Origin of the sequence: Chitinophaga pendula, assembly GCF_020386615.1 — a bacterium.
Taxonomy (GTDB): domain Bacteria; phylum Bacteroidota; class Bacteroidia; order Chitinophagales; family Chitinophagaceae; genus Chitinophaga; species Chitinophaga pendula.
Map to the genome: position 1 here is coordinate 1,287,184 of NZ_CP077769.1, position 15,260 is coordinate 1,302,443.

A 15,260-nucleotide genomic window follows, 5' to 3' on the forward strand; every position below is an offset into this window, starting at 1 on the left:
CTTATTATTGTTGTACGACAATCTATTTATCAGCACATATGAAAGCATTTAACCAGCCGGATATTCCGCCAGCGATACGTGAGTTGTTGGGAAGGAATATCAAATCGGCACCATATACGGCAGGAGAGCGGCAGCTGTTGCACGACTGGTATGAAAGTCTGGCAATAGACGGAGACGCCCCGTTAAGCGGGGAGGGAGTGGTATTATGGGCCGGCATCCGGGAAGCGATGGATGCTGGTGAGGCTGTCAGGCCGTTGGTAGTGCGTATGCCTTTGTGGCGTCGTATCTGGCGGCCGGTAGCGGCGGCGGTGGTAGTGCTGGCAGGGGGATGGTGGGGTTGGCAGTATTATGCCGGCAAGCCGGTATATAACGGGCAGCTGGCCACCTCAGCGGGTAACACCCGGCAGCTGACATTACCGGATGGCACAAAAGTATGGCTGAATGCAGGCAGTGAGCTGCATTACCGTAAAGACTGGCAGCCGGGTACGACCAGGGAGATCGCATTGAACGGGGAAGCGTTTTTTGAAGTAGCGCAACTGTCACAATCCCCTTTTATCATACATACAAAAGTAGTGGACATACAGGTACTGGGCACCAGCTTCAACCTGAAAGCTTATGCTGACGATGCAACCGTAGAGACCACCTTGCTGAGCGGAAAGGTAGCGGTCGTTATGAAGGAGCAGCAGGATCGCCGGATGGAGCTGCATCCACATGAAAAACTGGTCGTCGTGAACCGGGCGGCCGGGCATCAGCTGGATGTATTGCCGGAACAGGCTGAGCTGGCCACGACCGGGTATATGCTGGCAACACCGTCACAGCATCCCGGAGACAGTACCTATGCCGAGTTGTCCTGGAAGGATGGCAAGCTGGTATTTTCCAATGAAACCTTTGAGCAGATCGCCTTACAACTGGAACGCTGGTATGGCATAACGATCATCTTCGATGATGCCACGTTAAAAACATTCAGATTTACCGGTAGTTTCCGGGGAGAGTCTTTGCCACGAATAATGGAAGCATTACAATATTCCAATCCGTTCCGCTACGAAATACAGGAAGGAACAATGCGCATTTACAAATAACAACAGTGAACAATTTCCAACAAAAAACATCAAACATTCCATGACATTACAGTAAACCACGAGCAACCAAAATGAAAAGGGAAATGCGGACACATTTCCCTCTTGCCAAAGTTCAATTTTTTGATCATGCAGTACCCGACCGTCGAAAGTAAGGGTGACTGCCGCTATTTTATTGACCTTTAACGCCACTAAAGTATGAAAAAAAACAAACTTTCCGGGGGCCGGCCCAGTGCGCCCGGGATGCGTGTACTTGTATTCCTCCGATTTATGAAGCTAACCACGATACTATTGCTGGGAGCTTGTCTACAGGTGTCAGCCAACGCTTATTCCCAGCAGGGGAAGATCACGATCAACACAAAACGGATGCAACTTGCCCAAGTGTTATCGCTGATCGAAAAACAAGGTAATGTACGGTTCGTGTACAGCAACGATGTATTGCCTAATCAGCAGTTTGTTGCCGTGACTGTAAAAGACGAAACTGTCGAAAGGGTGCTGAGTGAGATATTGCGTAATACTTCGCTCACCTTCCGGCAGCTGGACAAAGAGCTGATCGTGATCGCTCCCGGCGCTACCGTGATACAGAACATCCCGGTAAAAGGAAAGGTGACCGATAGTAAAGGCGATGCGCTGATAGGTGTGAGCGTGCAGATAGCGGGTACCTCCCGTGGTACTATTACCGGAGCAGACGGTAGTTACCAGATAGAGGCGCCTGGCAGCGCTACGCTGGTATTCAGCTATATCGGTTACCTGCAGCAGCAGATCGCGGTGAACGATCGTACCCGTATCGACCTGGTATTGCAGGAAGATACCAAAGGGCTGAGTGAAGTGGTGGTAGTAGGATATGGTGCTCAGAAGAAAGTGAACCTGACGGGTTCTGTTGCTACAGTAAGTGCGCAGCAACTGACCGCCCGTCCGGTGACGAACGTACAGAATGCATTGCAGGGGCTGGTACCCGGCCTGACGGTATTGAGCCGCCCCGGTGATGTAGGCCGGGATGCGGGTACCATCACCGTGCGTGGACGTACCAACCTGTCCAGCCCTGGCCCTATGGTGATCATTGATGGGATACCATCTTCGAACAGGGACCTGGCCGCGCTGAACCCCAACGATATCGAGAACATGTCTGTGCTGAAAGATGCGGCCTCCTCTGCTATCTACGGTTCGCGTGCCGCAAACGGGGTGATACTTATCACCACCAAAAAAGGGACAGCAGGCAAGATGAGTGTAGACCTTAATGCCAGCTATGGTATTCAGTCGCCTACCCGTATCCCTAAATACCTTGGTTCCGGAGACTATGCCAGGTTGTATAATGAAGCGTTGACCAACGCTGGTAAGTCGCCGATCTATAAGCCGGAGCAGATCGCCAGATTTGAGAATGGCAGCGACCCGGACCTGTATCCCAATACCGACTGGTACGGACAGACCCTGAAGAAAAATCCCACCTATAAAGACGTACAATTAGGCGTAAGCGGTAGTTCGAAGAACAGCATGTACTACCTGAGCTTCGGCTATATGAACCAGGAGTCGCTGGTGCCCTACAAAGGTTCCAACCGGTATACCGTACGTTTAAATACTTCTTCGCAGGTATTACCGATCCTGAACATCGGTGCTAACGTATCTATGGTAAAACAGGATATCGACAATAATGGCGGCGACCTAAGCTGGACAGAGCTGAACCGTTCGCTGCCGACAGCAGTAGCGCGGCATAGCGATGGCAGCTGGGGTACGGTGAATGGCGGTGTGACCGATGGGACTACGGCCAAGAACAATGTGCTGCGTATACTCGATGAAGCTGGTCGCCGTAAAGACCGGGACTTTACTTTCATGGGCGGACTGAATGGAACGCTGACACCGCTGAAAGGATTAACCATCAAAGGGCTGGCATCGCTGAAGATGGACTACCGCACAGCCAACCGTTTCTGGAGTACGATGCCGCCGCTGACAGACTTTATCACCAAACAACCGCTGGCATCCACACAGAATAAGATCAACGAGATGCAGGAGAAGTGGATACGTCAGCAGGAGGTATTGTTGCAAGCCTATGCAGAATATGAGAAGAGTCTCAACCGGCATCATACGCGTGTGATGGTGGGTGCTTCGCAGGAAAGCAATATATACCGTGACCAACTGACCGGCAGGAGGAATTTCCCGGTGAACAACCTGGGTACGGTAGGTGCGGGCAGTTCCAATCCCGCAGACTTCAGTACCGAAGATAAACTGACCGATCTTACAGCAGCCAGGAAGCCTAACGGTACTTACAGTGAGTCCTGGGCGATGCGTTCTTTCTTCGGCAGGATCAACTATAACTATGATGAAAAATATTTGTTAGAAGCCAACTTACGCCTGGACCTTTCTTCCCGTTTTGACCCTGATTACCGCAAAGCCTGGTTCCCTTCCGTATCTGCCGGATGGCGCTTGTCTGAAGAACAGTTCATGAAAGATATCAAATGGATTGACAATCTGAAGCTGCGTACTTCCTGGGGGGTACTGGGGAACCAGAACGAAGTGGTACCCGGTAACTACTACACCTTCCTGACCACTAACCTGGGGTATGGATTTGACGGTGTTGCCGCTGATGGTATCTGGCAGGTAAGAGGGGTGAACCGCCAGACCTCCTGGGAGAAGGTATATATGACCAATGTAGGGGTGGATGCGACCCTTTGGGAGGGTAAGCTCTCTGTGACAGCGGATTATTTCATAAAGAGGACAGAAGGTATCCTGCTGGCTAAAAACTTCCCTGCTACTTACGGCATAGAGAAGGTGGCTTTTGTGAATGCCGGTTCTACGCGCAACCGGGGCGTAGAGATCATGTTGTCGCATAGCAACAGGATCGGAAAGGATTTCACTTATGACATTTCGGTGAACGTATCCAAGATCAAAAATACCATCCTCAGCCTGGGCGACGACCGGCAGCGTATCAACAGCTACTGGATAGAGAAGGTAGGCGAGTCGGTAGGTTCCTTTTTCGGATATGAAGCGATCGGACTGTTCCGCGATGAGAATGACGTGAAGCAGCACGCTACACAAAGTGTGGCTACCCGTGCCGGCGATATCAAATATAAAGACCAGAATGGCGACGGCAAGATCGACGCCAACGACCGGGTTGTGATGGGTAATGATGTGCCGTGGCTAAACTATGGTATCAACCTGGGTATGGTTTATAAGGGGATAGACTTGAATGTGATCACCTACGGCGTATCTGATGTGAAGGTATACCTGGTGAATGAGGCCTCCTTTTCGTTTTTCAACGGCGCTGGTGTAAAACCTTATCACCTGAACCGCTGGACCAAAGATAATCCGGACCCCAATGCCCAGTATCCCCGTTTGCTGACCAGCGCTGATGGTTCACATAACTACCAGAACATCTCTTCCTTCTGGTTGTATAACGGTGCTTATTTCCGTATACGATCCATTACGGCCGGTTATACTTTGCCTGCCAATTGGACTAAACGGGTGGGGATGAAATCGGCACGTATCTATATCGCTGCCAACAACCCTTTTACGTTCATGGCGGACAAGCGGCTGACCGATTATGATCCGGAGATGGCATCCGGCCGGGGTGGTTATCCTGGTGTGAAGACATGGGCAGCAGGTGTGAATATTAAATTCTAAACAAGGCAAAACAGACGAGTATGAAAAAAGTGACTTTTATAATAGGTACGATCATCGTTTTGTCCGGACTGTGGAGTAGTTGTGGGAAGGATTTCCTGGAGCGGGTGCCGGAGAATGAAATACCGGAAGTGAATTTCTGGAAAAATGACAACGATGCCTACCTGGCATTGAACGGTATATATAATTCGCTGGGGAAAGAAGTGATCTACGATGATGGGGCGACGGACAATGCCCATGCGCAATATCAGTGGGAGAGCAATGCGACCTTTATTTCGCAGGGCACCGTTACTACGGATGTGAATGAAGGGTGGGATTATAACGCGATCCGCCGGGCCAACTATTTCCTGGAGAATGTAGATAAGGTGAACATGAATGATGCGTTGAAGGCACGTTATAAAGCGGAAGCGCGTTTCCTCCGGGCTTACTATTACTGCAACCTGGTCAACAAGATCGGAGATGTTCCGTTGGTGACCAAAGTGTTGACGGCGGAGGGCTCCTATGTGCCTCGTGATCCACGTGCGACGGTGCTGAATTTCATCCTGACGGAATTGGACGAATGTGCGAAGGTGTTACCCGAGCGTTATGCCGGTGGCGGTACTGACAACGGGACGCATACAGAACGGGGCAGGGCGACCAAAGGCGCGGCACTGGCCCTCAAAGCACGCATGCACCTGTATAACGGGCAGTGGCAACAGGCGGTGGATGCCGCGAGTGCAGTAATGGCGATACCTGGGTATGACCTGTTTACCGTTAGCAGCGAGAGTGGCCGTGACACGCAGGATAATTATGCTGCCTGGGTCAACTTTACAGATGCCGCAGAGCAACGCCGTTTCCGTTTGGGATTACGCAGCTATGAGAAACTATTTATTGCAGCTAACAATAACAACAAGGAAGTGATCTTTGACCGGCAACTGATCAAACAGCGGGACGACAAGAGTACCACGACCTTCCTGTTGTCTGCCGATATGGGAGGCTGGAGCTCTGTGACACCTACGCAGGAGCTGGTCAATGCCTATGAAAGTTTTAAGACAGGACTGCCGGTAGTACCGCCGTCACCTGCTGAACGAGCCAAACGATATGCTGCGCGGGAGACGGATCCTTTATTCTATGAAGAATACAAGAACAGGGACCCCCGGTTTTATGCCAGCATATTATTTGACAAAAGTCCCTGGAGCAACCTGGAAGCCAACTATGTATTTAAATGGATCAAAGGTGGTAGTAACCGCTCCCGGACAGGTTACAATTTCCGTAAGCTGGTAGATCCGGATGCCTGGAATGAGCGTATTAATAGTTACGCCAATACGATGCTGCTCCGGTTTGCAGAAGTGTTGTTGACTTATGCGGAAGCTAAGAATGAACTGAGCGGACCGGATGCTACGGTGTATGATGCGATCGATCGTATCCGGGTGCGCGCCGGCATGCCGGTATTGGACCGTGCGCAATACGGTACACAGGACCGCCTTCGTACTGCGATCCGCCGGGAGCGCAGGATAGAACTGGCCGTAGAAGGCCAGCGCTATATGGATATACGTCGCTGGAAGATCGCTCCCGACGTGATGAAGACCATCATGGACTTGGAGAATACACCCGCGCAGGACCGCGTATGGAATGATAAGCTCTATCTTATGCCGGTGCCTCAAAAGGAAAGGGACCTGAATCCACAGTTGACACAGAACTCCGGTTACTAACCATTATTATAGAGAACAGGAACAATGAAAACAAGGGCGTCCGGAAAGGGCGCCCTTTGTGTGAATAGGTAGGAGGTTTTTGACCAGCGCTTCCCGGAATGTCAGGTTAAATTGTATATTGGGAAATATGGTCCATCAGTTTGAGTATATTTTGTTGTTTGTAGCCGGGCTGCTGATCATCAGCATTATGTCCGGACGGTTCTTTTCCCGCTTTGGTTTTTCTTCTTTATTGATCACCCTTTGTATCGGCCTGCTGTTTGGTAACGGCGGCAAATATGATTTCGACTATAATAATCCCGGCGTGACCCTGCGTATCAGTGAGATCGCGCTTTGTTTTATCCTTTTTTCCGGTGGGCTGGGTACGCACTGGTCCAGGAGCCGTCGTATACTGCTGCCCGGATTGCTGATGTCTGTGGGAGGCACCTTGTTGACAGCCCTCACTTTAGGTACCGGCATACATTTCCTGCTGGGATGGCCCTGGTTATTGTCGGTGCTGATGGGGGCGATCGTATCTTCTACAGATGCGGCAGCGGTATTTTCTATCCTGGAGAGTACCGGCCTGAAGCTGAAGAATGGATTGAGTGACACGTTGGAATTTGAATCCGGTACGAATGATCCCATGGCTTATTTCCTGACCTTCTCGCTGACGACGATGCTGACGATGCCTGAACAATCCTGGAAGGAAATGTTATGGAACTTCCTGGTGAATATGAGTATCGGTGCTTTTACGGGTTACCTGGCAGGAAGGGGCGCCACCTGGATGATGTTGCGGGCACAGCTGAAGAGAGGGGAGAGTGCGGTGGTATATATTGGATTGGTGCTGCTGTTGTATGCCCTGAATGTGATAGCCGGTGGCAGTGCGCTGCTGGCCATGTATATAGCCGGTATCGTGATCGGTAACACGCCTGATCTGAACCGGGAGGAAAGTGAGAATTTTTTCACCAGCTTTAACTGGCTGATGGAAACGATCCTGTTCCTGGTGCTGGGGTTCCAGCTTTATCTGCAGGACCTGAAGTTTGCCATATGGGATGGCCTGATCATTTCCGGCATGCTGATGTTCGTGGCGCGTCCGTTGGGGGTCATGATCGGGTTGCTGCCGGCGGCGCAATATAAACTACGGGAGAAAGTATTTCTTTCCTGGGTGGGATTGCGGGGAGCGACGCCTATTGTGTTTGCCCTGATACCGGTAGTGCACCAGGTGCAGCAGTCGGTACAGCTGTTCAATATCTCCTTTGTGATCGTGCTGACCTCTATATTATTACAAGGTAATACGGTAGGGCAGGTGGCTGGTTGGTTGAAGGTAAAGGAAGCTGAAGGATAACGGGATAATGGCAGTGCCTCAAAAAAATACATTGAAATATTTGGATGTATTGATTTAAGATGTACCTTTGTGTCATGGATGCATTAACAGTAGCAAAAGCCACTAATGCGATAGCAGATAAACACCGCCTGGCTATCGTCATGCACATCGCCTGTAAGGGGATGATGCAATGTGGAGATGTCTGCACGTTAACGAAGCTCTCTCAGCCGGCCAATTCGCACCATGTTAAGATATTGGTGGATAGCGGCGTGTTAATATCAAACAAATCTGGTCGTAATGTAGAGCTTTCTATCAATAAGGAAATGATGAAGCAGCTGTCTATGTTCTTCCTGGAGCTGAGTTGATTTTTTTTGCCCTAATATATCGAATTATTTAAATTAATAGAAGTAAAGTAGTTGCTAGATGCATTATGCTGTTGCTTACCTATACTCAAATATATCCAAGTATTTAAATTTATAGAAATAAAAACAACAATAAAATGAGTAAGTTGATTAATAAAATAGCTGTGATCACCGGCGGTACTACCGGCATTGGATTTGCCACCGCGCAGGAGTTTATCGCACAAGGTGCGAAAGTAGTGATCACCGGCAGGAGCCAGGAAGGCGTAGATAAAGCATTGGCTGCATTGGGTGCGGATGCAAAGGGGTTGGTAGCAGACCAGGCTAGCCTGGCTGATGCGGACAAGCTCGCTGCCTTTGTATCGAAGGAGCATGGCAAGGTGGATAATCTGTTTATCAATGCAGGGGTAGGTTCCTTCATTCCTTTTTCGGAGGCGGATGAAGCGCACTTTGACGGTATCATGGATGTGAACTTCAAGGGGGCTTATTTTACGACACAGAAGCTGCTGCCGTTGTTGCGGGATGATGGCACGATCATCTTTCTGTCGAGCGTCAATGCGATCAGTTCTATGCCGGGCGCCAGCGTATATTCTGCGAGTAAGGCAGCGTTGAATTCCCTGTCACGTACATTATCGAGGGAGTTGGCGGGACGTGGTATCCGGGTGAATGCGATCAACCCTGGACCTATTGTTACACCTATACTGCATAAAGCGGGGCTGACACCTGACGAAGTAGACGCTTTCCAACGTACGCTCAGGGAGCAGGTACCGTTGGGGCGTATGGGTGAGTCAGAGGAAGTGGCTAAGCTGGTATCGTTCCTGGCATCGGACGATGCGCGATTTATCACCGGAGGGGATTACAATATTGATGGTGGTATCATTACGCATCCGATTTTACATCAGTCATAAACCAACATATATCCATCCTGTTGCAGGGTAAGGATCAGGGGAGGCTGTCGCACGCAGATCGTGCCGGCAGGCTCCCCGTTCTTTTTTTACTCACCAGGAGGGATGGATACGGTACTGAAGCGGGAGATACTTTTTTTGACTGGTTTGAGGCTGCTGAGATAGGTGTAGATGGCTTTGAGATCTGCGCTATCCATCTGGCTGTAGCTGGACCAGGGCATGATGGTATTGTAGTCTCCCTGCCGGATGTATTCTAATTTGCCGGGCTGGTACATTTTAAACCGTTGTACAAATATGGCTTCGCTCCAGCGGCCGATGCCTGTTTCGTCGTCGGGGGTGATATTGGAGGAGCGGAGGGTGCCGGAAGGTACGGAGAATTGGAAGCCACCTGCCAGTGCTTCGCCGGTGACATATCCTTTTTCCTGGCGGGTATGGCAGAAGGTGCAGCCTGCAGCATTGGTGAGATAGCGGCCATAGTTCAGCTGATCGCAGGTGTCTGGTTTTGTTGCCGGCTGGTTTTTTTCGGGGAGGAGGTTGATGAGTACATTGGTAGGAAAATCTGTTCTGGAGCGGGGGATGTATGTTTTGATAGGTTTCAGTGTGCGGAGGTAGGCGATGATTGCGTAGATATCTTCTTTGTCCATTTTACCATACTCTTTATAAGGCATGAGGGGGAATAGGGCGGTACCATCGCGGCTGACGCCTGTGGTGATGGCGCGGAATATCTCTCCATCAGTCCAGGTGCCCAGTGCGTAAGGGGTGATATTGCGTGCGAAGAACTGTCCGGGGAATCCTTCTTCTCTGCCGAATCCTTGTCCGCCGCTGCCTTCGGTGCCCGGTACGGGAGGGGCGGAGAAGCGGCTGAAGTCGCGGGTGGAGTGGCAGTCCATACAGGCGGTGACGTGATTTGCGAGGTATTGTCCTCTTTTTACTCTTTCTGGTGTGATGTGTATTCGGAGCCTGGGGGCGGGGCCTACATCGGGGAGCAGCCATTTGATATAAGCCAGTGAGCTTGTGACGAGGAGTAGTAAAACCAGGATGGCGGAGCCTGTGACTTGCAGAACTTTCTTCGTTGTTGACATTTTTGTTGGTTAAAATTTATGGTATGCATATGCTGCATGGATATGGTATCTCCGGGGCAAACGATGCCGCAGGACAGTGATGTCCCGGATGTGAAAATGGTTCGTAATGAGAGGAGGATGAGGGATTAAACTTATTAATCAGCTAAAGGCATAGGCTATCTCACATGACTATAAATAAGTTGGCTAGCGCAAGAGGCTGAGAATAAGACGTAGTTCATCTAGTAATGACCGTGATTTGGAAATAACCGGCTAAGTAAGGCATATGGTATAAATGGTGTTAGTGTACTCGTGTCCGTCGCAAATATACATGGGGAATTGACAAGTAGGGAGTTAAATTACAAGAATGCGTAAAAGTACTGGACCAGCGGGCGGCTGATCCAGTACTTTCACGCATAGCACTATACGTAGATGTGTTTATTCGGAGCGAAGGCTTTTGACCGGGTTGTGGAGGGCGGCGCTGATGGATTGATAGCTGACGGTGAGTAGGGTGAGCATCAAAGCGCCGAAGGCGGTGGCAGCGAATATCCACCAGCTGATAGCGGTCTGGTAATAGTAATGCTGGAGCCATTCGTGCATGAGATACCAGGAGACGGGCAGTGCGATGAACAGGGCAATGATGGTCAGCAGTACGAATTCTTTTGACAGCAGTCGCCAGAGGCTGAATACGGAGGCGCCTAATACTTTACGGACGCCGATCTCCTTGATGCGTTGTTCTGCCATGAAGCTGGCCATACCGAACAATCCCAGGCAGCTGATGAAGATAGCCAGCAGGGAGGAGATAGCGGCTAATTTGCCTACTTTTTTCTCACCATCGAACTTGCGTGCATACTCCTGGTCTATGAACATGGGGGAGTAAGGCATATCCGGTGCATATCTTTTACAGGCTGTTTTCAGTTTTTCGAGCGCGGCTTGTTTGTCGACACCCGGTGCCAGGCGTAGGTTGAGGAAGTTGGCGCTTCTGGCACGCATGTAGAAGATGGTTTGTTTTACTGGTTCGTAGGGCGATTGCATCAGCATATCGTGTATAACACCGATGATATGGTAATTGCGTTCATTCCAGCGAACGATCTCTCCTACGGGGTTGGACAGGTTCATGTACCTGGCGGCGGTTTCGTTGATGATCATTGCCAGAGAGTCGGTACCATAGGCCCTGGAGAAATCCCTGCCTTCTTTGATCTTCCAGTCCATTGTCTTGCCGAATTCGTAGGATACGCCTACGTTGGCGAAGTCGTCGTTCATGCCCGGGGGTTTGCCTTTCCATTGCAGGTCGCTGGAATTGCTGTATATCTCCGTAATGGGGCTGCCGGAGGTAGCGAGTTCTTTGATAACACCCGCCTGTGTGAGCTCGTTGCGTAATGCATCGAAATGATCATTCAGTTCTTCTGTATACAGTGGGATACTGACAAGTCCGTCGCGGTTGTAATTGGTAGGACGGTTCTGGGCGTATTGTATCTGCCGGAATACGATGATGGTGCCGATGATCAGGATGACAGAGATAGCAAATTGTGCTACTACCAATGTTTTCCGGGGAATGGCGGCGAAACGTCCGGCACGGAAGGTACCTTTCAGGACTTTAACGGGGCGGAAGGAGGACAAATAAAAAGCAGGGTAGCTACCGGCGATCAGGCCAGTCAGCAAGGTGAAGCCCAGGCAGATGCCCCAGTATATGGGATTGCTCCAGGGGACGACCAGTTTTTTGCCAGCGATCTCGTTAAATGTGGGCAGGGACAGTTGTACCAGTATTTGTGCCAGCAGCAGGGCGATCACGGAGATGAAAACGGATTCGGAGAAGAACTGCATGATCAGCTGGTTGTGTTGGGAGCCGATTGCTTTGCGGATGCCTACTTCCCGGGCGCGTTTTTCGGAGCGTGCGGTGCTGAGGTTCATGAAGTTGATGCAAGCCAGCAGTAATACGAAGACGCCGATGATACCAAACAGTCGTACATAGGTGACCCAGCCACCGGTATTAACGGCATTTTTAAATTCTCCATAGAGATGCCAGCGATCCATGGGGTGCAGCATCAGGAGGGGATGGAAGGCTTTAATACCCGCATCTACTCTTTTCAGTTTAGCTTCTCTTATCAGCGCGGATACTTTGGTCATATCGGCGTTATCGGCCACTTGTACAAAGAGCTGGAAGGAGTTGTTACCCCATTGGGTTTTACTCGCTCTTACATCTTCGGAGATCAGTTCAACGAGTTTCCAGCTGGCTATCATCTGGGTGGCGGCGAAGGAGCTATTGTCCGGTATCTTTTTATATACGCCACCGATCTTTACGTCGGCTCTGTTTTCGAAGCGAACGATCTTATCGATGGGATCTTCGTCACCGAAGATGGCTTTGGCAACTGTTTCATCGATCAATATGGTATGCGGATCTTCGAGGGCGGCCCGTTTCCCTTTCAACATGGGCAGGGAAAGCATATCTGCGCCATCGGGATCCATGTAGAGGCCACCGAAGGTGACTACTTTATCGCCATATTTAACGGCGATAGGATTATTCCAGGTGGTAAGTACGACATGTTTGAAGTGGTTACCGTAGTTATTCTTCAGCTCATCCCGTAGCGGAACGGGGATAGCCGGGTACGTGTATACGTTACCGCTGAATGTCTGGTGTTGCATTACCTGGGCGATGCGGTCGTGATTTTCGAAGCTCTTGTTGAAGGTGATCTCATCCCATACCCAGAGACCGATCAACAAGGTAACGGCCATGCCGACGGAGAGGCCGGTGATGTTGATCGTGGAAAACACCTTGTATTTGGTGAGGTTCCGGAAGGCGATCTTTAGATAGTTGCGTATCATAGCTACTTATTGCAAAAGTGGTTGATAATAAACTGTGTTCGCCTGTGTACTAATACGGTGCCATGGAAAATGGTATTGATTGTTAGTTAAATATACATATTGTTTTGCTTATAATGTCCGCTTTTGGTATAACCTACGTTCGGTTTCGTACAGGATAAGTACGCTGTGCGGAAAAAATTTGTCCGTTTTGAAAAGAATAGTACATTTGTATTAACCAGGTGGTTAAATCATATAGTTAAAATGAAGACAGCGAAGAACAGTACGGAGGAGCAGATCATTGAGGCGGCCCGGAAGATATTTACCAGGAAGGGATTAGCGGGAGCGCGTATGCAGGATATAGCGGATGAGGCAGGGATTAACAAGGCGATGCTGCATTATTATTACCGTAGTAAGGATGCGTTGTTTGAGCTGGTGTTCCGGGAGGCGTTGGACAAGATGATCGGGCGGATGAATGTGATCCTGGAAGGGCCCTTGTCTTTTAGGGAGATGATCAGTGCATTGGTGGAGAACTACATACAGCAGATCGGTGAGAATCCTTATTTGCCGGTATTTGTGATGAATGAGTTGCATCAGCAGCCGATGGAGTTTCTGCAACAATTGCAGCAGCGCCGTAATTTCCCTAATGTGGCGCGTTTCCTGCAGACGGTGCAACGGGCCAGTGAAGCCGGCGAGATCCGTTCTGTCAACCCGATACAGCTGATGCTGAGTATTATATCGATGTGTATATTTCCCTTTATGGCAAGGCCGATGGCGCAGTTGGTGGCGGGGTTAAGCGATCAGCAGTTTGACCGGCTGATGGAGGAGCGGAAGCGGGAAGTGGTGGATTTTATCCTGGCCGGGTTGAGGCCCTGACCGGGTGAAGGCATGCAAGTAGGTTATAAGTAATTGATATACAGTTTTTTGTGATGCTAATATGTTTTGGCATATTGATAATCATGTGGTTGTATACTTGTTGCATATAGGTTGTATAAGCATTGTATAGTGATTGTATATGCAACTATATGCGTTGCCTATACAATGACTATACGAATGGTATAGGATAACTACAGGAGAGCTATAGAAGAGGTGGCGGAAGAGGTGCTAGGAAGGCAGCAGGAACGGTTGTGTTCCTTTTTTTTAGTCCCGGAATTAACCAAATAGTTAAATCATATAGTTAAGATGAAAAATTTCATTTGGCTTTACCTGTTATTGCTGGCCTGGCAGGTGCATGGGCAGGACAGCGCGGTTTTGTCGCTGGCGGAGGTGCAGCAGCGGGCGCGTGAGCATTATCCGTTGTTGCCGCAAAAGCAGGTCTGGGAGCAGATATTGCGGCTACAGTTACAGCATACTAACAGTGCCTATCGTCCGCAGGCGGAGTTGAACGGGCAGGCTACTTACCAGTCGGAGGTGACACAGGTGCCTATCCAGGTACCCGGTATCAACATTCCGGCTATTGCCAAGGACCAGTATAAGGCGACGATCGACATCCGGCAATTGTTGTACGACGGCGGGATGGCCCGTGATCAGCGGGCATTGCAGACGGTACAGCAGCAAGCGGAGCAGCAGCAAGTGGAAGTGGAGTTGTACAAGGTAAAGCAGCAGGTAACGCAATCGTATTTCAATGCATTGCTGGCGGAGGCTTATATCAGTACGGCGTTGTCGGCACAGGAAGATATCCGGCAGCGGATTGAAAAGCTGGAGGCAGGGGTGCAGAACGGTACGGTGTTGCCTTCCAATGTAGACCTGTTGAAGGCGGAGCAGCTGAAGGCCCGGCAGCAGGAGATCAGTGCCCGGGCTTCCCGGCAGGCGGCGCTGGACATTATGGGGTTGCTGACGGACCAAGCGTTGGCGGGAGCGGTGAAACTGGTGATGCCGGCGTCAGTGTCCACACTGGAGAAAAAGGGTATGGAAGTGATCCAACGGCCTGAGCTGCAACTGTACCAGCTGCGGGCGGGGATACTGGACCGGCAGCTGCAACTGAGTACGAACAAGCAGCGGCCCCGTATCAGCGCATTTGTACAAGGAGGTTATGGACGGCCGGGATTGAATATGCTGGAGAACCAGTTCCGCGGGTATTATATGGGCGGTGTCCGGTTGAACTGGACGTTGTGGAACTGGCATTATGACCGGACGGAGCGGCAGATATTACGTTTACAGCAACAGAACATTTGGCACCAGGAAGAGACTTTTACGCTGAACACCCGCCTGCAGCTGACGCAGCAGGCGGCTGAGATCGGACAGTTGCAGGAGACGCTGGTGATGGACAAAGACATCATTGCCCTGCGCAGCCGGGTGAAAATGGCGGCAGCGGCGCAGCTGGACAACGGCGTGATCACCGTACATGACTATCTCACCGACCTGAATGCGGAGATACAGGCGGGCATCACACAGCGTACACACGAGATACAGCTGGCGCTGGCACATATCAACTATCAACTTACCAAAGGCAATTAATGT

Annotated in this window: 10 protein-coding genes; 8 read left to right on the forward strand and 2 right to left on the reverse strand. The window is 50.4% G+C overall.

The genetic code is table 11. The features are described 5' to 3' along the window. Positions 1-38 precede the first annotated feature (38 nt). From KTO58_RS05235 to KTO58_RS05260, 6 genes are all read left to right on the forward strand, one after another. On the forward strand, positions 39-1,079 hold the full coding sequence (locus tag KTO58_RS05235; RefSeq protein ID WP_095840400.1) for a FecR family protein: 1,041 nt from the start codon (positions 39-41) through the stop codon (positions 1,077-1,079). 195 nt (positions 1,080-1,274) lie between these two features. Next, positions 1,275-4,691 (forward strand): TonB-dependent receptor, encoded by a 3,417-nt coding sequence (locus KTO58_RS05240; RefSeq protein WP_095840399.1) that lies wholly within the window; start codon positions 1,275-1,277, stop codon positions 4,689-4,691. Positions 4,692-4,711: 20 nt separating this feature from the next. Then, positions 4,712-6,379 carry a RagB/SusD family nutrient uptake outer membrane protein gene (locus KTO58_RS05245; RefSeq protein ID WP_095840398.1) on the forward strand — a complete coding sequence of 556 codons (1,668 nt, stop codon included), beginning with the start codon at positions 4,712-4,714 and terminating at the stop codon, positions 6,377-6,379. A 127-nt stretch (positions 6,380-6,506) separates the two neighbouring features. After that, a complete protein-coding gene (locus tag KTO58_RS05250) occupies positions 6,507-7,700 on the forward strand; it encodes a potassium/proton antiporter (protein ID WP_095840397.1) in 1,194 nt (397 codons plus the stop codon). Between the two features lie 74 nt (positions 7,701-7,774). Then, complete coding sequence (locus tag KTO58_RS05255; protein ID WP_095840396.1) at positions 7,775-8,044, forward strand: ArsR/SmtB family transcription factor; 270 nt, start codon at positions 7,775-7,777, stop codon at positions 8,042-8,044. A 134-nt stretch (positions 8,045-8,178) separates the two neighbouring features. After that, complete coding sequence (locus KTO58_RS05260; RefSeq protein WP_095840395.1) at positions 8,179-8,946, forward strand: glucose 1-dehydrogenase; 768 nt, start codon at positions 8,179-8,181, stop codon at positions 8,944-8,946. Positions 8,947-9,032: 86 nt separating this feature from the next. Here KTO58_RS05260 and KTO58_RS05265 read toward each other — a convergent pair whose 3' ends face one another. Together KTO58_RS05265 and KTO58_RS05270 are read right to left on the reverse strand one after the other, a co-directional pair. Beyond that, the gene (locus tag KTO58_RS05265; protein ID WP_095840394.1) at positions 9,033-10,025 is read right to left on the reverse strand and encodes a c-type cytochrome; all 993 of its coding nucleotides are present in this window, start codon (positions 10,023-10,025) and stop codon (positions 9,033-9,035) included. Between the two features lie 414 nt (positions 10,026-10,439). Then, a complete protein-coding gene (locus tag KTO58_RS05270) occupies positions 10,440-12,824 on the reverse strand; it encodes an ABC transporter permease (protein WP_095840393.1) in 2,385 nt (794 codons plus the stop codon). Between the two features lie 240 nt (positions 12,825-13,064). On the opposite strand from KTO58_RS05270, the gene KTO58_RS05275 reads away from it, so the two are divergent. Continuing rightward, positions 13,065-13,676: a TetR/AcrR family transcriptional regulator gene (locus KTO58_RS05275; protein WP_095840392.1), complete on the forward strand. Its 612-nt coding sequence runs from the start codon at positions 13,065-13,067 to the stop codon at positions 13,674-13,676. 306 nt (positions 13,677-13,982) lie between these two features. Continuing rightward, a complete protein-coding gene (locus KTO58_RS05280; RefSeq protein WP_095840391.1) occupies positions 13,983-15,257 on the forward strand; it encodes a TolC family protein in 1,275 nt (424 codons plus the stop codon). The last annotated feature ends 3 nt before the right edge of the window (positions 15,258-15,260 follow it).

Coding starts and splice junctions, on each gene's coding strand:
- KTO58_RS05235 (WP_095840400.1), top strand. CDS start 39: ATGAAAGCATTTAACCAGCCGGATATTCCGCCAGCGATACGTGAGTTG.
- KTO58_RS05240 (WP_095840399.1), top strand. CDS start 1,275: ATGAAAAAAAACAAACTTTCCGGGGGCCGGCCCAGTGCGCCCGGGATG.
- KTO58_RS05245 (WP_095840398.1), top strand. CDS start 4,712: ATGAAAAAAGTGACTTTTATAATAGGTACGATCATCGTTTTGTCCGGA.
- KTO58_RS05250 (WP_095840397.1), top strand. CDS start 6,507: ATGGTCCATCAGTTTGAGTATATTTTGTTGTTTGTAGCCGGGCTGCTG.
- KTO58_RS05255 (WP_095840396.1), top strand. CDS start 7,775: ATGGATGCATTAACAGTAGCAAAAGCCACTAATGCGATAGCAGATAAA.
- KTO58_RS05260 (WP_095840395.1), top strand. CDS start 8,179: ATGAGTAAGTTGATTAATAAAATAGCTGTGATCACCGGCGGTACTACC.
- KTO58_RS05265 (WP_095840394.1), bottom strand. CDS start 10,025: ATGTCAACAACGAAGAAAGTTCTGCAAGTCACAGGCTCCGCCATCCTG.
- KTO58_RS05270 (WP_095840393.1), bottom strand. CDS start 12,824: ATGATACGCAACTATCTAAAGATCGCCTTCCGGAACCTCACCAAATAC.
- KTO58_RS05275 (WP_095840392.1), top strand. CDS start 13,065: ATGAAGACAGCGAAGAACAGTACGGAGGAGCAGATCATTGAGGCGGCC.
- KTO58_RS05280 (WP_095840391.1), top strand. CDS start 13,983: ATGAAAAATTTCATTTGGCTTTACCTGTTATTGCTGGCCTGGCAGGTG.